The organism is Duncaniella sp. B8 (assembly GCF_005304985.1).
Lineage (GTDB): Bacteria > Bacteroidota > Bacteroidia > Bacteroidales > Muribaculaceae > Duncaniella > Duncaniella muris.
The window spans coordinates 1,004,175-1,023,241 of record NZ_CP040121.1; the positions used below are offsets into that span (position 1 = coordinate 1,004,175).

The following is a 19,067-nucleotide window of genomic DNA, read 5'->3' on the forward strand; positions in this document are numbered from 1 at the left end:
CATCACACGCCCATGAAAGCTTTAATGTTCGGATGGGAATTTCCCCCTCACATCCTCGGCGGCCTCGGAACCGCCAGCTACGGTCTCACTAAGGGTATGTGGGAGTGTGGTGACATGGACATCACATTCGTTATACCCAAACCGTTCGGCGACGAAGAAAAACACTTCGCCAACATCATCGGAATGTCGCAGGTACCCATCGTATGGCGCGACGTCGACCGCCAGTACGTCCAGGACCGCATAGGCAACGTAATGGACCCCGACCTCTACTACCGCCTGCGCGATCACATCTACGCCGACTTCAACTACATGCGCACCAACGACCTCGGCTGCATCGAATTCTCCGGACGCTACCCCGACAACCTCGTCGAAGAAATCAACAACTACTCCATCTGCGCCGGAGTCATAGCCCGCACAGTCGACTTCGACATAATCCACTCTCACGACTGGCTCACCTACCCCGCAGGCATCCACGCCAAACAGGTTTCAGGCAAACCGCTCGTCATCCACGTCCACGCCACCGAATTCGACCGCTCACGAGGCAAACCAAACCCCACAGTGTTCGGAATCGAAAAAGACGGAATGACCCACGCCGACCACATAATAACAGTCTCGAACCTCACCCGTGACACCGTCATCAACCACTACGGAATCGACCCCGCAAAAGTCACCACCGTCCACAACGCCGTCACACCGCTCACACCCGAACAGCTCAACGTTCCCGAACACAAGAGCAAAGACAAAGTGGTGACCTTCCTCGGCCGAATCACAATGCAGAAAGGACCCGAATACTTCGTCGAAACCGCAGCCAAAGTCCTCAAGAACAACCCCAACGTACGCTTCGTCATGGCAGGCAGCGGCGACATGATGAACAAAATGATCCTCCTCGCAGCCGAACGCGGAATCGCTGACCGCTTCCACTTCCCCGGCTTCCAGAAAGGCGCCCAGGTCTACGAAATGCTCAAAGCATCTGACGTCTACGTCATGCCCTCAGTCTCCGAGCCATTCGGCATCTCACCCCTCGAAGCAATGCAGATGGGAGTACCATCCATCATCTCAAAGCAGAGCGGCTGCGCCGAAATCCTGACAAACGTCATCAAAACCGACTACTGGGACATCGACGCAATGGCCGACGCCATCAACTCAATCGTAACCTACCCCGCAATGTACAACCAGCTGCGCGAAGACGGCCTCGCCGAAGTCAACCGCATAACCTGGGACAAAGCCGGCCAGAAAGTGATTGATATATATAACAAGGTCTTAAACAAATAAAGCGGCCCCTTTCTCCACAACAAACAGGCACAGCCGCCCCAAAACATAAAAAACTCATGAAAGCAATCTGTTTCTACTTTCAGATCCACCAGCCGTTCCGTCTGAAAAGATATCGCTTCTTCGACATAGGCAACGACCACTACTACTACGACGACTTCGCCAATGACGACATCATCACCCGCATAGCCCACCGCAGCTACATCCCCGCAGCCGAAAGCCTCCTACGGATGATCGAAGCATCAAAAGGCAAATTCAAATGCGCCATCTCCGTAACCGGAACAGCACTCGAACAATTCGAACAATACGTCCCCGAATTCATCGACCTGCTCAAAAAACTCGCCGAAACAGGCTGCGTCGAATTCCTCGCCGAAACCTACGCCCACTCACTATCATCGCTCGCCGACCCCGACGAATTCATCAACCAGGTCAAAGTCCACGACGAAAAAATCAAAGAACTCTTCGGACAGACTCCCAAAGTCCTCCGAAACACCGAGCTCATCTACAGCGACGAACTCGCACCGCTCATCCAGAGCATGGGCTACAAAGGCGTAATCACCGAAGGAGCCAAACATATCCTCGGATGGAAATCGCCTAACTACATCTACAGCGCCGCATCAGCACCCAAACTCAAAATCCTCCTCAAAAACGACAAACTCAGCGACGACATCTCCGACCGCTTCAGCAACACATCCTGGGAAGACTACCCCCTCACAGCCGACAAATACATCGACTGGATCGCATCCACCCCACAGGAAGAACAGATCATCAACCTCTTCATGAACCTCGAAGTCTTCGGCGACTTCCAACCGCGTGAAACAGGCATCTTCCAATTCCTTGAGGCCCTCCCACGCTTCGCCGAAGAACGCGGAATAGACTTCTGGACACCCACCACAGCCGTAACCAAACTCAAACCCGTAGCCGAACTCTCCATCCTCCACCCCATCTCATGGGCCGACGAAGCACGCGACACCTCGGCATGGCTCGGCAACCAGCTCCAGAACGAAGCCTTCCAAAAACTCTACTCCGTCAGCGAACGCGTACGCCTCTGCCAGGACCGCCGCCTCAAACAAGACTGGTACTACCTCCAGGCAGCCGACCACTTCTTCTACATGTCAACCAAAAACATGCACGACGGATCGGTCCACTCACAGTTCTCACCCTACGACACACCCTTCGACGCATTCACAAACTACATGAACGTCCTCGCCGACTTCATAGTCCGCGTTGAAGAACAATACCCCATGTCGATCGACAACGAAGAACTCAGCTCACTCCTGACCACCATCCGCAACCAGGAACGCGAAATCGAAGTACTCAACAAAGAAGCTGAATCAATGCGCAAAAACATCGAACACTTCAACGAAGAGCACCTCCTCCGCGAAAAAGCAGCCGAAGAAGCCGCAGCAGCAAAAAACCGCAAAGCCAAAGCAGCAAAGCCCGCCAAAGCAGAAGCCGAAAAACCTGCCAAAGCCCCAAAAGCCCCCAAAGCCAAAGCCGAAAAACCCAAAGCTGAAAAAGCAAAAACCAAACCTGCTAAAGCAGAACCCGCAAAAGCAGAACCCGCCGAACCTAAAGCCGAATAAGCAACCGGCTCAGAAAAAACCGGCTATTCAATAACTATCAGACAGCCTCATCGGATAAATCCGGTAAGGCTGTCTGCTTTTATTAATTTTTCATAAAATACATTTGTCATCCATTCAAACTCATCAGCCCGATTTTCCAGATTCCGAAATATATATTACCTTTAGCCATCTAATCACCAATCAGCTATAAGTCCTTTATTTAACATGAATTTTAAAATTTTCAAATGGCCAATATTTGCTATGGCCATTTCAGCAAGTCTGACCGCTTCGGCCTCTGACTGCGTTGTCCTATGGTTCAAAAATGGCTCAAGCATAGTCATCCCCTTTTCTGACAATCCGCAAATAACGTTTGACAGCAACAACCAGATCAATGTCAACAACCGGATTTTCAACTTCAGCGAAATCAGCAAGTATACCATAGGTGACACATCGTCAATCGGCCTGATCGGAACCGATGGAAAAGAAATCTCTGTTGATGAAAACGGCGATATCATCATCTGCTCACCCATTAAAACCGAAGAAATTTCAGTCTACGGCACAGACGGCATCCGCTATGAATGCGAAGTCATCACTCTCGGCAACGGTAACCTGAAAATAAGCCTTTCTTCATTATCACCTCAGATCTACATCATCAAGGCCGGTAATCGCACCTTTAAAATGAGGAAACCATGAAACAGTTATTACTCCTGACCCTGATGCTATTCAGCATCTCCACCAGCCTTGCTGCCGATGAAACAGATACACAGGTGCTTGTTTTCAGCAAAACCGGTGATGTCACTCTGATATACGCAGAAGAACTGCAGTCAGTCAATCTTTCAACAGTCGACACCGACAGCATTGATCACCCTGATTTCATTTCACAAGATTTCATCCGTAAAGACGGCTCTGTTTTCAAAATCATGCTCGCCGACATCGACTCAGTAGCATTTGGCAACCGCAACAAAATTGTACCCAAAACAGGCGTTCATGAAATAACAGAAGCCGATATTCCATACATAACAGACAGCACAGATGGTGTAATCAGCTTTAAAGCCGGCACCCCAGTCAACCGCATACCCTCCGCCGGACAATATGTCTACTATATCGGCTTCCACGAACTATTCCCCTGGGGACTCTGCGCAAAAGTCGATGCCGTTACCCGCAACAATGATTCATCGGTAAACGTAAATATCTCTGACGTTCCCGCCTCCGAAGTTTTCGACGAATTCTTCTTCTCCGGAGAGGTCGGTTCCGTACCGGCTACCGTAAAGAGAGCCTCCCGTGCAGGATCTGCCGATGGCTATCCGTGGGATAATGCACTGAAATTCGCCGAACAGTCAGAATTCAGCCTCCTGCTCAACTGCGAGCTAACTTTCACAAACGTTGTAGCCAATGTGCTCTCCGGCTATTACCATGCCAATATCGCGATCACCAACGAGATGGGCATGACATTCAATTTCAATCTTGAAGAACCCAAAGAGGCAGGCAAGGAATATGGAGCACATAAATTTTATCTCCCACCGCTCGCATTAGGAACAATCCAGCCAATTATCGAGATCGGAGCATTTTGGGAAGCGGAGGCATCAGCTAAAATCGATTATTCGATGACCCGTACCACAAGCTACCACACCGAATGGACTCGGCGCAATGGAGTCAACACATTCTCTCAACCCTCACAAGCTGACAATCCGGCGGAAGCTGACCCGACAGCTGACGAAGCAAAGTTTGCCATTGTTCTTGACGGAAGCCTCTTCGGCGGTTTTTACACCAAACTGAGTCTCAACACATTTATCGAGCATCTCGGTGCCGGAGTCCGCCTGCGCGGTGGGGCTGAACTTGCCGGAAACATCAGTGTCGGAGCTATTGCCGATATGGCCTCTGACCATACAAAACCTGCGGTCAACGGAAATCTTGACTTAAGCCTGAAATTAGACATCGCCCCTTATTGGTACACCAAGTCGATTTTTGAAACAGAAAAAGACGAACACATAATCGGCGAACCCTTCTCTCTCAAATTCCAGCTCGCCCAACTGAGTCTTTTCCCCTCTTTTACTGACGGCAAGGCCGTCCCGGCAAAAAAACAACCGGAACCATTCAAAGAAGCGCAGAAAGTCTGCACCGCCGCCGCCATTTCCGAAATCCCCATCCCCTATCCTCTCGAAACCGGCTTCGAGTTAGTCAACACAGTCACAAATGAGGTTGTCGACAGCATCTTCACTACTGACATCGAAGCCTTCAGTTTCGAACAGCAGGGCATCTCCGCAGATCTTGACTTTGGAACAGAGGGAAAAATCGATCCGACTCAATGGCAGGTAAGACCCGTTTTCCGCTATGGCAACCATACTCTCGCCTCAGCACCGATCGCCCTCAACGAGGGAGCCCGTCTCAGCCCGTTCATTTTCAACTCCGTCAAATCAGGTGTGACAGTCCGGTCAAGTTTTCCTGCGGTAGGATCTTACAAAGCCGACGAGCGAGTATTCGAATGGTGCGGAACTCCGAATGTCCGTAGGATCAACAAAGCTTTTATCCCACAGCTCCCGCCCACAGCCTCTCTCCCGAACCGGAACCTGCTTAAAGGCTCATGGAAATCTACCGATCTCTCGAAAGAAATCACTATCACCTTCCTTGACGATGAAAAAGGCGCTGTCTCCTATGATGGCCTGACAGCAGACTTCACATATACAATTTCCTCGACCGGAGAAATCCGTATGCAGATCTCAGAAGAAAACATCACCCGCATGGTAGTGATTGACATTGACGCATCTGTCATGATCGGCCGATTCAAAAATCAGAAATCAAACACCACATTTAAGAAACAATGAAAAAACAGTTCTTCACAATATTATTTCTCTTCATGACCCTCGGCCTCAACGCCCAGATAGGTTATCAGGTATCTCTCCTTGATGCTGCAACCGGACAGCCGAGAGCCGACGAAACTGTCAGTGTAAAAGTCGAAATAACCGACTCTTCAGGTTCGTTAATATGCTCCGAGACCAAATCGGCCACTTCCGATGATTTCGGCGTGCTCTCTCTGACCATCGGCAATGCCTCTACTTTCGAAAATGCCGACTGGTCAAAACTGCCTTTCTACATCTCGGCAACCGTCGATGATGTTCTGCTCGGAAGAAGCCAGATTCTGAATGTGCCGGTAGCCGAATATGCAAAGCGTGCAGATAGCCTTGACAAGAGAACTCTTATAAGCAAAAGTTGGTCCTTCACAGACACTGATACCGAGTGTATCGGTAAAATTTCGTTCTCTTCAAGCACAGCCAAGATATCAGTGACATGGACAGATCCTGACGGTGGTGGATTCAGCAAGTCTTCACCTTATATAATTTCGGGTTATACAATCATAACCTCTTTCGGAATTTTTGCATACAACAAGTCTAAAGGACAAATAATAGGGATTGCCGATGATATTCAAATCATCGCACAATAAAAGGCATTCAAATACAATTCAATAATAATGATACGCTTAACTACATTTATATCCGCATTATTCCTGACACTTAGTCTCAACGCCCAGATAGGTTATCAGGTATCACTCCTCGACGCTGCAACCGGACAGCCGAGAGCCGACGAGACCGTCAGTGTAACAGTCGAAATAACCGACTCCTCAGGGTCCTTAATATGCTCCGAGACCAAATCGGCCACTTCCGATGATTTCGGCGTGCTCTCTCTGACCATCGGCAATGCCTCTACTTTCGAAAATGCCGACTGGTCAAAACTGCCTTTCTACATCTCGGCAACCGTCGATGATGTTCTGCTCGGAAGAAGCCAGATTCTGAATGTGCCGGTAGCCGAATATGCAAAGCGTGCAGATAGCCTTGACAAGAGAACTCTTATAAGCAAAAGTTGGTCCTTCACAGACACTGATACCGAGTGTATCGGTAAAATTTCGTTCTCTTCAAGCACAGCCAAGATATCAGTGACATGGACAGATCCTGACGGTGGTGGATTCAGCAAGTCTTCACCTTATATAATTTCGGGTTATACAATCATAACCTCTTTCGGAATTTTTGCATACAACAAGTCTAAAGGACAAATAATAGGGATTGCCGATGATATTCAAATCATCGCACAATAAAAGGCATTCAAATACAATTCAATAATAATGATACGCTTAACTACATTTATATCCGCATTATTCCTGACACTTAGTCTCAACGCCCAGATAGGTTATCAGGTATCACTCCTCGACGCTGCAACCGGACAGCCGAGAGCCGACGAGACCGTCAGTGTAACAGTCGAAATAACCGACTCCTCAGGGTCCTTAATATGCTCCGAGACCAAATCGGCCACTTCCGATGATTTCGGCGTGCTCTCTCTGACCATCGGCAATGCCTCTACTTTCGAAAATGCCGACTGGTCAAAACTGCCTTTCTACATCTCGGCAACCGTTGATGATGTTCTGCTCGGAAGAAGCCAGATTCTGAATGTCCCGGTAGCTGAATATGCTAAAAAAACCGGCAACCTTACCCAAGAAATCCTCATGAGCAAAACCTGGTCAGGCGGAGGTTACCATCTCAGTTTTTCGAAAGATAATTATTACTGTCCGCTAAACCATAAAAAGGCGAGTCCAACTTCCTGAACGGCAGAAGTTGGGCTTACTTTTTGTATTTGACAAGCCCCCTCAGCAGTTTTCAGGAACTTCGGGAGGCGATTCCGATGCTTCGGCGAGCATGATTTTCAGGTCTGCATCGGGCTGATTGAGGAACTTTTCGAGATTCAGGTAATACATCAGCACAATTCTGACGATTGTAGCAAGCCCTGAGAAGCTCCAACGTCTTTCGAGTTTGCTTTGAAGTACTGACAGCAGCAGATTTGCGATGAGTGTAACCCATATCTGGATTTTGATGGCGTTGGCGCTCTCGCCATAGAAGTATCTCAAGGGGAAGTTCTGTTTGATCTGCTTGAAAAGAGACTCTATCTGCCATCGGCGGCGGTATATCGCCACGATTGTCTCTGGCGGCATGTCGAAGTCGTTGGTCAGAAGCGATATGAGTTTTGGCTTCCCGTTCTTCTTGATGTCAACGTATGTAATTATTCTGGCGATGTGGTTTATACCGTCTTTACGGAACACCACGACCTGTTCACGGTATTCCATCAGTCCCTGCGGATTCTGATGCATACAGTCTACAAGTACCTCATAACTGAGGTTTTTCTTCATTTTGGTGACATATACAACGCCACGGTCCGTCAGTTCCTCAAATTTGGCATAATTGATATAGGCGCGGTCAAGAGCGACTATCTCGTTGTGGCTGTAATGGCTCGGAGCAAGCATGAAAGAGTCATTGGTGGCCGCCGAAGTGAACTGCACATCGCAGGGAACCCCCTCGTTGGCGTGTATGACAGAGTGTACCTTTATGCCGCCTTTCTTCTTTCCCGTCTTGGGGTGTCGACCAACGCCCTTGAAAATAGCGTTGGAGAACAATGTGATTGTAGTGGAATCGATAATCCTAAGCTGCTTTATCCACTCTTCCGTGCCGTTGCGTCTGCTGTCCGATGAAAGAATGTCTTTGTTGGCTGCATACAGGTCGCGATAGACATCCTCAAAGAACTTCTCTGACCGTCGGGCATTTGCATCCGACAGGGTGCTGCGCTTTGGTACAGTATCAATTCCGACATGGTGCAGTTTGCGAACCTCCGCTGTCATAGATGTCTCTATCTCACGCAATGAGTCGAAGCGCTGGATCACGGCATAGAGCATCGTAAGCAGATGCGTATAGCCGTCAAAGCTCTTTACATACTTCTCTCCGCCGTGTTTTCGGCTGAATTCAACAATTTTTTCACGATTGAGTGATTTTATCAGCTGTCCATATATCGGCTGTCCGAAGAAATTACTACTTTTACTCATGGTTATTCATGGATTGTTTGGCGACACCAAAATAACCATTTAGGGCTGACTCCTGCAATAGGTGTCAGCCCTAATTTTTCAATCGCTCAAAAAAAGTTTAGCGGACAGTAATAAAAGATAATGTCAGATTTTATGACGAGGAATCGTCAAGGATCTATCGCTATAAAGTCTCAGGTGATTTCGTTATCTGCTATGACACAGCAAACGGCGCCGGCACAATGTTTCTTTTTTATACCGGAACGCATCTGGTCGAATCAGATGACACAATTTACAGATAATGTCATTATAGTTTAGCTATTACGCAAAACTCTATGCCCCCTTATCAGCATCCGTCCTCCCTCCCGCCATTTTTTCGAGCAAGGCGGGGGTGAGGACGGTGTGTTTCGGCGAGAAGTGCAGGCTGTTCATCTCGCTGGCGGAGAGCCTGACAGCATTGGTCAGATGCGGACGCTGTATCCTTTTCATAGTGCATGATATTTTATAACGTATGATCGGCCCCGCCGCTGGCGCTGCCGGCATTCTCCTGCCGGTCAATCAGCGGAAGTATCCGGTTGAGTCCCAACAGAACGGTCAGATAAGTCAGGCCGAGCACAAAAAACTCGATCCTTAGCGGAAAAACTCCCCTGAACCATCCGCCGCCAAGGTAGCAGAAAAACAGCAGCCACAACGAGGCCTGAACACTCACGCAGAGCGTACACCACGCCTTGGCCCGGAACTTCTGATACCATATGCTCCAGAACGTAAACGGCAGGCAGCAGGCATTGCAGAGAGCAAGATAGCAGATCCACTGCGGAAAGATCAGCAGCGTGAGCAGGCTCACCGAAAAATATGAAAAGCCCACCTCGCTCCAGCCGAAGATCCCGAAAAACTTCGAAGCCTTGGTTTCAAGCACACTGTCGCAGCCCCCTTCCTGCAACACCCCGCAGACGCGGTCGGCCGCACGGTTCTTGATCTTCAGCGATTTCTGCACAAGCATGTAAGTCAGCCACAGTCCGGCAAGATCAATCAGCGTCAGCCCCACCGTAGACCATGCGGCATAAATACGGTTCGACACAAACAGATAGAGAAACAACAGAATAGCGCCTGCGGCCAGCACCCACTTCTTAGCCTCACCGATGAACAGGTCACGCGCGTGTGCGGCATAGCCCGGCTCAACCGACTTCTCATCGGGATAGGCCAGCAGCACCACTCCGCTCCAGGCTTTCTTGAATTCATCCGGCGGCATGGCCTCGGCCACGCCCTGGGTCAGATAGCCTATGCGGTCAGCACCGACAGATGTGACAATCACAAAACCGCCGTCTGTTCCGGCAAGAAACGGCACCGGCAGCTTACCGATCTCGCTCTTCTCGGCAAGGCGCAGCGCTTCATTGTCAACGCCATACTCCTGGAGCAGTTTCGACAGCCCGAAAAGCGACTTGAAAGGCATCTCGCTGAAACGCCGGTCAGTATAAGCGGCCGTGTGTCTCACGCCCAATTCTTTCAGAAAATCGCTCATCAGTGTAGCGGTAGCAGCCATAGTAATGCAGTTCTATTCTCGTTAAGCAACTCAATTTGACAGTCGAAAAAAATTAGTCAGTCCGGCCTAAAGAAACGACTCGATTTTGCTCAGCAGAACCTCGCCGTCAATCTCGCCGGTATGCCGCCAGGCCTCCTCGCCGTCCACATAGATCAGAAACGAAGGAATCGATCTGACGTCAGCCGCATCAGCAGCCTCCTTGTTATTGTCAATGTCAAGCTGACACACATTAGACCTTCCGTCAAGCAGTTCCTTGACCTGGGCCACAACAGGCATCATCCTCTGGCAGTGAGGACACCATGATGCGTAAAACTCCATCAATACCACTTTCGAGCTGCGGATTTCCTGATCGTAAGTCATAATATTCGATAATTTTAAAGGTTGATAAAAATGCAGACAGACGGATCTCCGGGCGGAGGCCGTCTGTCTGTAAAACATCTTTGAAAAGCCGATGGTTCGCAGCCCCTACATAGCGCGCAGCAGTTTTATGGCCTTTATGAGCACACGTGTGGTCGATGCTTCTATCACTCTCTGGCGGTTGCCGGGGAAGTGATGGGTCTCGGCCTCGCAGACCGTCATGCCGTCAGGAGCAGTGACCGCGGCAGCCATACACACAGTGCCCACGGGCTTCTCCTCGCTACCCCCTCCTGGGCCGGCTATACCGCTCGTGGCCACAGCCACATGAGCACCGACAGCCCTCAGCGCACCCTCGGCCATCTCGCGGACCACCGGCAGACTCACAGCTCCGTTGGCTTCAAGAGTCACCCGTTCCACGCCGAGCAGCCCCATCTTCACATCGTTGCTATAGCTCACCACCGAACCGGCAAACACATCTGACGAGCCTGGGATCAGTGTGAGCTCATGCGCGATGTTTCCGCCTGTGCAGCTCTCGGCAGTAGCCAAAGTCAGCCCCAGTTCCCGGCAGCGCTGCAGCAGAATCTGAGCCGGAGTCAGATCTTCGGTCGCGATCACCGCATCACCGAGCATGGCGGCAAGCTCGCCGGCCGCACGCTTCACCTCCGACGCTATGAAATCACGATCGCGATGGGCACCGTCGATGCGCAGGCGTATCAGGCCGGGCTTAGGCAGATAGGCAAGGTGAAGATACTCAGGCAGAGCCTCTTCCCAGGGAGCAATCTTCTCGGCCAGAGCGCTCTCGGTATAGTCCGTGACCATCAGCACGGCATGTTCTATGTCAACATCGGACTTGAACTTCTCGCGCAACTGCGGAAACACCTCAGATGTAAACATCTCGCGGGTCTCGAAAGGCACTCCGGGCATAGCCACAAGCACCTTCCCGCCCTTCTCAAACCACATTATCGGCGCCGTGCCCACACGGTTCTGGATAACCCTGCACGAAGTCGGCACTATGGCCTGCGCAGCCGTCAGGTTATTGATCCTAAACCCTCGGCGGCTCACCACGTCCTTCACATTGGCAAGCACAGCCGGGTCCTCACGCAACTCACCTCCGAAATAGTCCCGCATCACCCCTTTGGTAATGTCATCCTTGGTCGGGCCGAGGCCACCGGTGGTAAGCACCACATCGCTCTGTTCAAACGCACGGTCGATGGCCAGACGGATCTCGTCAGCCTCATCGCCCACAGCCTGCACATCGCCCACCTCCCATCCATAGGGAGCTATATGGCGGGCAATGTCACCTGAATTTGTGTCTGTGACCTGGCCGAGCAGAATCTCGTCGCCGATCACTATTACTGATACTTTCATTAGCTTATAGAAATTAAACCTGAACTTAGAGGTCGTTAAAAAACAAGCTCTTATACTTTCACGCGGGCATAAGGCACCTCATCGTAGCGGCAGAACTGCCGGTCGAGATATTTGTAATAGGCAGCTATAGCCACCATAGCGGCATTGTCGGTTGTAAACACCCTCTCAGGGATAAACGCAGTCAGGCCGCGGCGGCTGCAGTAGTCAGCCACGGCATCGCGCACACCGGAGTTGGCCGACACACCGCCGCCGATAGCCACCGTAGTGACGCCGGTCTGTCTGACAGCCTTGTCAAGCTTGTCCATAAGTATCTCGATGATTGTACGCTGCAGCGAAGCCGCAAGATCGGCCTTGTTCTGCTCTATGAAATCGGGGTTCTTCCTGATCTCGTCTCTGAGAGTATAGAGAAACGACGTTTTCAGCCCGCTGAAACTATAGTCCAGACCCGGAATGTGGGGCTTGGCAAAGCGGAAACGCTTCGGATCGCCCTCGGCGGCCAGGCGGTCGATATGCGGACCGCCCGGATAAGGCAGCCCCATCACCTTGGCACACTTGTCGAAAGCCTCGCCGGCGGCATCATCGATGGTCTGGCCGAGGATCTCCATGTCATTATAGTTCCTGACAAGTATTATCTGGCTGTTACCGCCTGACACCAGCAGGCAGATGAAAGGATATTCAGGCACACGGTCATCCTCATTACGGCGGATGAAATGTGACAGCACATGGCCATGAAGATGATTGACATCGACGATAGGGATGCGCAGGCCGAGCGACATGCCCTTGGCAAAACTCGTACCCACCAGCAGCGAGCCGAGCAGGCCCGGACCGCGTGTAAAACCGATGGCGCTGAGCTCTTCCCTGGCCACACCGGCTCGTTTGAGCGCCGTGTCGACCACCGGCACGATATTCTGCTGATGCGCGCGCGACGCCAGTTCCGGCACCACACCTCCGAACTCAGCATGGACCTGCTGCGAGGCAATCACATTGCTCAGCAGCACCCCGTCGCGGATGACAGCCGCCGACGTATCATCGCACGACGACTCTATACCTAAAATGATAACACTCATATTCTGATTGATTCCGGAACCGGCCGGCTCTCACGCCCCGGCTCCCCGTTTACCCTGCAAAATTAGCAAAATATCTTGGGTTTGACCACATCAATCAGCCCAAGATTGCCAACTTCATCCCAGAGCGCCGTCACAGCGCAGCAGAGCCACATCTGTCAGCCCTCCACACTCCGTGTCTCCGACCTGCCGGATCCGAGTCTCCGAAGCATGTTGTCTGTTATCAGGTCTCTCTGAGCCGTAAACCTTGGAAACAGTCTTTTCAGTACCGGAATCAGGGCGATACTGAGCATCGCAGTCAGAAGAAATACAGCGAGACTGTAATATGCATCATCCGGGCTCATCCCGAAAAACTCCAGTCCGCGTGAGGCAACCGACATTACCGCAACATGTACGCCCAGCACGATCAGGGAATAACGCCCTACATACCTGAGTCCCGCCACAGCCCCGGCCGTTTTACAGAGCAGCATAAAAGCTATCACCACCGATATCGCCCCTACATAGTAAAGCAGGAAATTTTCCCCTATGTATAATGTCCTGAAACTGACATAGGGCCTGTCACCGAAAAAGAAACACCAAACGGCAGCCGCGATCAGCACCGCAGCCGCCGGAAGAGCATATCTGTCATAACGGTTCGGATACAATATATCTGTCGATTTCAGCATATATCCCAGACAATAGAACGGCACAACGGCAATTCCTGAATCAATGAACAAAGGGAGCCTGACACCATAATGATCAAAACAGATCATACCGCCGCCCCCCACTGCAAGACTCAGCAATGCCGTCACACAACGGTTTGTGCTTGCCTTATATATCATAAAGAAACAGACGTTGGTCCAGAACAGAGCCAACAGGAACCACAATGCCACATTGACCATTTCTTTCGATGTGACGAATGCGAAAAACGGAATCTCCACCTCCTGTCCTGCCATAACCCTGATTGCGGCGAATGACAGATAACTGAGAGTGTAGAAAAAAACAAACGGCACCAACAGCTTATTGACTTTCTTCAGAATGGTTCTGAATCCGCCATAATCTTTAAAGAACAGACCTGACAATGTAAAATAAAACGGCATTCTCAGCATACTTAAACAAGGAGTATCATTGTCCACCAGTCCCGCATGATACATGACCACCAATAAAATGCAGATGCCTTTTGCCGTATCGACAAACTGAATGCGCCCACTTCCGGCGCCACAGCCCGTCAAGCCTTCACCTTTTTCGGTCAACGCTCTATCAGGAGAGTTATTCATGATTTCAAATTCGTATATTATATTCTGTGATAAGACACAAAAATAACATGTTTAATTCAAATTTGCAATGTTTATACATCATCCTGTCACCACATCCCGAACTTCATCAGTCAAACTTCCGATATGAAAACATGTTAAGGATGGAATCGTAACTTTCCTAAATGACTCGAAAACATAGCCCCTACGAGGCATCGCTGTCCGGATCACGCCTGAGCGGTCAAAGAACCCGCAGCAAATGTAAGCGGCCCGCTCGGCGGAGGGCCAGGCGGGTCGCAAACGTCAATTATTGTTTTGAAAGAAAACTCGGTTTTCTAAAGTCGAGGCGGGAGAGGAATATCTTTCCTATGTGCAGTGGCAGCTGAAAGGTTATGGTCCGTTATTCGGGAACGGCGAAGATCACGATACGGTTCCAGTCGTTGGTGTCGTAAACCTGGGTGTTGCTGCCGGCGGCTTCAAGCACGAGGCGAGAAGAGTCAATACCGTAGTCACCTACGAGGATGTCAGCTACAGCCTGGGCGCGGCGTTCTGAAAGCTTCATGTTGTATTCAGATGTGCCGGTGTCTTCGTCAGCATAGCCGCGGACCACGATAGAGGTGTTGGGGTTGGCCTTGAGGTATTCGGCTACGTTGTAGACGTTGACCATTTCCTCTGAAGATACGTAGGCTGAGTTGATCTTGAAACGCACGGTGGGGAGGAGTGTCACGGCAGGTGCGGGTTCTACGACAGTGACATCGGGGCAGGGAAGCTGGGCCTGGGCTGCTGCAAGGGCTGCAGAAGTGGTGGCGAGAGCACCGCGAAGGTCGTTGATCTGGGCGTTGGCGTTGTTGATGTAGTCAACGTAGTCACAGGGATTGTAGCGTTTGAACTTCGAGCCTGTGAGGTGGAAGGTGAAACCGCCAACTGCTGAGAGATCGATGTCGATGGGGCGTCCGTAGGCTTCGTTATTGAAGTTGTCGCCGTAGAACATCGCGCGGCCTTCTGCGAAGAAGTCAACATATTCGCTGAGACGGAAGCGGAGCTGCAGACCTGCCGACACGGGGAGAAGCCACTGGTTTGACTTGATGCCGTCGCCCTTGCGGTCCTGGATGTTGCCAACCACAGGATGGAAGTGGTAGACATAAGATCCGCCGAGTCCGATGTAAGGCACGATCGAGAACACTCGTTTGGGACGGTAACCGCCGATGGAGTTGAACATATCCCACATGAAGTCAACGTTGAGGTTGGCTACACGGGCAGAAGCGGTCACGCCTTTATTCCAGTGCATCGAGCCGTAATAGGCAGAGAAGCGGAAGCCTAAGTATGGTGAGATCCAGCGGCCTACACCGAGGTTATATATGGCGGTAATATGGCGGTCGTCGCTTTTGCCGTCAGAGCGGACATTTTCCACAAATGGCGAGCGGATACCGGCGCCGAGCTGGATAAACCAGTTGTCTTTCCATGAGCCGGGAGTGTAGATGTCCTTGCACTCTACGTCCTGAACCAATACTGGAGTTTCTTCTACCACCACACCGGTGATTGTCTCCTGTGCATTAGCCTCACTGGCGCTCCAGAACATGCCGCCTAAAGCTGCCACGATTAATAAATTCTTTTTCATTCTCTCACAAAATTAAAATGAAACACGATTTTTTAGTAAACTCTCTTTTTTTAATAGTCTTTTAGTAAGATCACTATGAATATTCATCCCGGACACGCTTGCCCTAGGGGTTTGTAGTGTTCGGTTTGCCGATTTTGATTTTATAACATTAGTCCATTTTTATTTGTTCATCTCCCCTTCTTTTTCGAATCGTTTTTAACATTTCGGGTTGCGGGAAACCGCCGAGGGCCGGGTGGTAGCTGGGTGCCGACACCGTTTTCCTGTCTGCATTTCAACACTCTTTGCAAATAAATTGTTAAATTTGCATCCAAATATATAAGTACCAACAACCAAACCCTCTCATGACAGTTCTCGATATCATATTGCTGCTGATATTCATCGGCTCGGCCTGGTATGGCTTCCGCAAGGGAATCATCAAGCAGTTAGGATCTCTGGCGGCCATCGTGGTCGCCATCATAGCCTGCCGCACCCTCGGCCAGCCGGTTGCCGAAATGCTCTCAGGCAGCAATCCCGACTGGCAGGCATCAGCCGTCAGCCGTGCCACCGTCTCGATCATAGCCAACGCTCTGGTCTATCTGGTGGCCTATTACGGAGTAATCCTGATAGCCAAAGTAATGCGTATGGTGAGCCATGCCGTTCTGCTCGGTCCGCTCGACCGCATTACCGGCGCGGCCTTTGCCGTGGCAAAATACTTTCTGCTCGTCAGCCTGCTCCTCAACCTCTACATAGCCGTGTTTCCCTCAGCCCGTCTGTCAGAAAAATCTCATCTGTGCGGGGGCCGGGTGGTGCTTCTCACGGCCCGCTTCGCCCCCTGGGTGCTCGGTGCGCTGTCGCCCTTTGTCACGGGCGACGACGGCTGCCACATCAATAGCATCGACAAGGCTCCCCAACCAACCGAAACAACCATATAAGAGGCCGCTGAAAAGCCTCTGATCAATACCCTCCGAGTCATGGAAAATATGGACAACAAAGACAAACTGAACCAAAAGCCGGACAGCGACGCGCTGCTCAACCGCGCGACATCCGACGAATATAAATACGGTTTCACCTCCGACATCGACACCGAGATCATACCCGTGGGTCTCAGCGAAGATGTGGTGCGCCTCATCTCAGCAAAAAAGGGCGAGCCTGAGTGGCTCCTCGAATTCCGTCTGAAAGCCTTCCGCTACTGGCAGACACTCGAAATGCCTACCTGGGCCCATCTCGACATTCCGCCGATCAACTACCAGGCCATCAGCTACTACGCCGAGCCGCGCTCCAAGGCCAAAGGCCCCGAAAGCCTTGATGAAGTCGACCCGCAGCTTCTCGACACATTCAACCGCCTCGGCATCCCCCTGCAGGAACAGAAAGCCCTTGCGGGCATGGCCGTCGACGCCGTGATGGACTCCGTCAGCGTCAAGACCACCCACCGCGAGAAGCTTGCCGAGAAGGGCATAATCTTCTGCTCGATCTCGGAAGCCGTCCGCGACTATCCTGATCTGGTCAAGAAATATCTCGGCTCAGTGGTCAGCTACCGCGACAACTTCTTCGCCGCCCTCAACTCGGCAGTCTTCTCCGACGGCTCGTTTGTCTACATCCCCAAGGGTGTGCGCTGCCCTATGGAGCTTTCAACCTACTTCCGCATCAACGCCTCAGGCACAGGCCAGTTCGAGCGCACTCTCATAGTAGCCGACGACGATGCCTATGTCAGCTACCTCGAAGGCTGCACGGCTCCCATGCGCGATGAAAACCAGCTTCATGCGGCAATTGTGGAGATCATTGTGGAAGACCGCGCGGAGGTGAAATATTCAACCGTGCAGAACTGGTATGCCGGTGACGCCCAGGGCCGCGGAGGCATCTACAACTTCGTAACCAAACGTGGTCTATGCCGCGGTGACCACTCCAAACTCTCATGGACCCAGGTGGAGACCGGCTCGGCAATCACATGGAAATATCCCTCCTGTGTGCTCAAAGGCGACTATTCGCGCGGCGAGTTCTACTCTGTGGCCGTCACCAAAAACTATCAGCAGGCCGACACCGGCACCAAGATGATCCACATCGGCAAGAACTCCACATCGACCATCGTCTCGAAGGGCATCTCGGCCGGACATTCGCAGAATTCCTACCGCGGGCTTGTCAAGGTGGCTCCCGATGCCTCAGGCTGCCGCAACTACACCCAGTGTGACTCCCTGCTGATGGGCAGCAACTGCGGTGCCCACACCTTCCCCTACATCGACATCCTGAATGACAGCGCCATAGTGGAACACGAGGCCACAACATCCAAGATCTCCGAAGACCAGCTCTTCTACTGCAACCAGCGCGGCATTCCCACCGAAGAAGCCATAGCCCTGATTGTCAACGGCTATGCCAAGGAAGTCATGAACAAGCTCCCGATGGAGTTTGCCGTCGAGGCCCAGAATCTGCTCCAGATAACCCTTGAAGGATCAGTAGGATGACAAGCGAAGAAAGCAAAGCCGCAGCCTCGCCGCTGCGCCCGGCCCTCTATCTGATTCCATCGACCATGAGCGATGCGTCGGTCAGCGACGTGATTCCCGAAAGAAATCTCGCGGTGATCCGAGCCATCAGACACTTCGTGGTCGAGAACGTCCGCACCGTGCGCCGTTTCCTGAAACGCTGCGACCGCTCGATCGACATCGACTCGCTCTCGTTTACCGTGCTTGACGAACACACGGCTCCGACCGAAGTCAGCGCCATGCTTGCCCCTCTCCGCGCCGGAGAGCCTGTAGGAGTCATCTCCGAAGCCGGCTGTCCGGCCGTGGCCGACCCCGGAGCCGACCTTGTGGGCATAGCCCAGGCCGAAGGGCTCGAAGTTGTGCCCCTCGTAGGCCCGTCAAGCATACTGCTCTCGCTCATGGGCTCAGGATTCAACGGCCAGACCTTCGCCTTCCGCGGCTATCTCCCCTACGAGTCAAAAGCCCGCAGCCTGCGCCTGCGCGACATGGAGCGACGCATCCGTCAGGAGGGCGAGACCCAGATTTTCATCGAGACCCCCTACCGCAACAACCGCCTCATCGCCGAGCTTGCCTCATCGCTACCTCCGTCCATGAGACTCTGCGTGGCCTCTGACATCACCGGCCCGCGCCAGTCGATAGTCACCCTTCCGCTCTCAGCCTGGGCGCGCCGTAAGTATGACTTCGACAAAATTCCCTCCATCTTCCTCCTCTACACCTGAACCATCCCCCCAAAAAAAGAAAACAAGCATAAAATCCACCCCACACGCT

Annotated in this window: 17 protein-coding genes; 10 read left to right on the forward strand and 7 right to left on the reverse strand. The window is 51.7% G+C overall.

The window, feature by feature from the left end; all coding sequences use genetic code 11:
- Positions 1 to 12 precede the first annotated feature (12 nt).
- The 7 genes from FDZ78_RS04575 to FDZ78_RS04605 all read left to right on the forward strand — a co-directional run bounded on the left by FDZ78_RS04575 (position 13) and on the right by FDZ78_RS04605 (position 7,425).
- Positions 13 to 1,272 (forward strand): glycosyltransferase family 4 protein, encoded by a 1,260-nt coding sequence (locus FDZ78_RS04575; protein WP_123398287.1) that lies wholly within the window; start codon positions 13 to 15, stop codon positions 1,270 to 1,272.
- 56 nt (positions 1,273 to 1,328) lie between these two features.
- A complete protein-coding gene (locus FDZ78_RS04580; RefSeq protein WP_136408096.1) occupies positions 1,329 to 2,855 on the forward strand; it encodes a glycoside hydrolase family 57 protein in 1,527 nt (508 codons plus the stop codon).
- A 204-nt stretch (positions 2,856 to 3,059) separates the two neighbouring features.
- A complete protein-coding gene (locus tag FDZ78_RS04585) occupies positions 3,060 to 3,527 on the forward strand; it encodes a hypothetical protein (RefSeq protein WP_136408097.1) in 468 nt (155 codons plus the stop codon).
- Entirely contained in the window at positions 3,524 to 5,656 is a 2,133-nt protein-coding gene (locus FDZ78_RS04590; protein WP_136408098.1) for a hypothetical protein, read from the forward strand. Before FDZ78_RS04585 ends, FDZ78_RS04590 begins: the two co-directional genes overlap by 4 nt.
- The gene (locus tag FDZ78_RS04595; protein WP_136408099.1) at positions 5,653 to 6,273 is read left to right on the forward strand and encodes a hypothetical protein; all 621 of its coding nucleotides are present in this window, start codon (positions 5,653 to 5,655) and stop codon (positions 6,271 to 6,273) included. Before FDZ78_RS04590 ends, FDZ78_RS04595 begins: the two co-directional genes overlap by 4 nt.
- Before the next feature lie 27 nt (positions 6,274 to 6,300).
- Complete coding sequence (locus FDZ78_RS04600; RefSeq protein ID WP_136408100.1) at positions 6,301 to 6,921, forward strand: hypothetical protein; 621 nt, start codon at positions 6,301 to 6,303, stop codon at positions 6,919 to 6,921.
- 27 nt (positions 6,922 to 6,948) lie between these two features.
- Positions 6,949 to 7,425: a hypothetical protein gene (locus FDZ78_RS04605; RefSeq protein WP_136408101.1), complete on the forward strand. Its 477-nt coding sequence runs from the start codon at positions 6,949 to 6,951 to the stop codon at positions 7,423 to 7,425.
- Between the two features lie 42 nt (positions 7,426 to 7,467).
- On the opposite strand, the gene FDZ78_RS04610 is transcribed toward FDZ78_RS04605, so the two are convergent.
- The 7 genes from FDZ78_RS04610 to FDZ78_RS04640 all read right to left on the reverse strand — a co-directional run bounded on the left by FDZ78_RS04610 (position 7,468) and on the right by FDZ78_RS04640 (position 15,846).
- Entirely contained in the window at positions 7,468 to 8,691 is a 1,224-nt protein-coding gene (locus FDZ78_RS04610; protein WP_068960910.1) for an IS4 family transposase, read from the reverse strand.
- A 478-nt stretch (positions 8,692 to 9,169) separates the two neighbouring features.
- A complete protein-coding gene (locus FDZ78_RS04615) occupies positions 9,170 to 10,207 on the reverse strand; it encodes a vitamin K epoxide reductase family protein (protein WP_136408102.1) in 1,038 nt (345 codons plus the stop codon).
- Positions 10,208 to 10,273: 66 nt separating this feature from the next.
- Complete coding sequence (locus FDZ78_RS04620; RefSeq protein ID WP_136408103.1) at positions 10,274 to 10,645, reverse strand: co-chaperone YbbN; 372 nt, start codon at positions 10,643 to 10,645, stop codon at positions 10,274 to 10,276.
- Between the two features lie 27 nt (positions 10,646 to 10,672).
- On the reverse strand, positions 10,673 to 11,932 hold the full coding sequence (locus tag FDZ78_RS04625) for a CinA family nicotinamide mononucleotide deamidase-related protein (RefSeq protein ID WP_136408104.1): 1,260 nt from the start codon (positions 11,930 to 11,932) through the stop codon (positions 10,673 to 10,675).
- A 50-nt stretch (positions 11,933 to 11,982) separates the two neighbouring features.
- On the reverse strand, positions 11,983 to 12,999 hold the full coding sequence (gene tsaD, locus FDZ78_RS04630) for a tRNA (adenosine(37)-N6)-threonylcarbamoyltransferase complex transferase subunit TsaD (RefSeq protein WP_107032849.1): 1,017 nt from the start codon (positions 12,997 to 12,999) through the stop codon (positions 11,983 to 11,985).
- Positions 13,000 to 13,154: 155 nt separating this feature from the next.
- Entirely contained in the window at positions 13,155 to 14,252 is a 1,098-nt protein-coding gene (locus FDZ78_RS04635; RefSeq protein ID WP_136408105.1) for an acyltransferase family protein, read from the reverse strand.
- 376 nt (positions 14,253 to 14,628) lie between these two features.
- On the reverse strand, positions 14,629 to 15,846 hold the full coding sequence (locus FDZ78_RS04640; RefSeq protein ID WP_123398293.1) for an OmpA family protein: 1,218 nt from the start codon (positions 15,844 to 15,846) through the stop codon (positions 14,629 to 14,631).
- 341 nt (positions 15,847 to 16,187) lie between these two features.
- Here FDZ78_RS04640 and FDZ78_RS04645 point away from each other — a divergent pair, with 341 nt between their 5' ends.
- The 3 genes from FDZ78_RS04645 to FDZ78_RS04655 are packed head-to-tail and all read left to right on the forward strand — an operon-like array spanning position 16,188 to position 19,018.
- A complete protein-coding gene (locus FDZ78_RS04645; protein ID WP_107032846.1) occupies positions 16,188 to 16,757 on the forward strand; it encodes a CvpA family protein in 570 nt (189 codons plus the stop codon).
- Positions 16,758 to 16,805: 48 nt separating this feature from the next.
- Positions 16,806 to 18,281 carry a Fe-S cluster assembly protein SufB gene (sufB, locus tag FDZ78_RS04650; protein WP_370291916.1) on the forward strand — a complete coding sequence of 492 codons (1,476 nt, stop codon included), beginning with the start codon at positions 16,806 to 16,808 and terminating at the stop codon, positions 18,279 to 18,281.
- Positions 18,278 to 19,018: an SAM-dependent methyltransferase gene (locus FDZ78_RS04655; protein WP_107032844.1), complete on the forward strand. Its 741-nt coding sequence runs from the start codon at positions 18,278 to 18,280 to the stop codon at positions 19,016 to 19,018. The genes sufB and FDZ78_RS04655 overlap by 4 nt, the downstream gene beginning before the upstream one ends.
- The last annotated feature ends 49 nt before the right edge of the window (positions 19,019 to 19,067 follow it).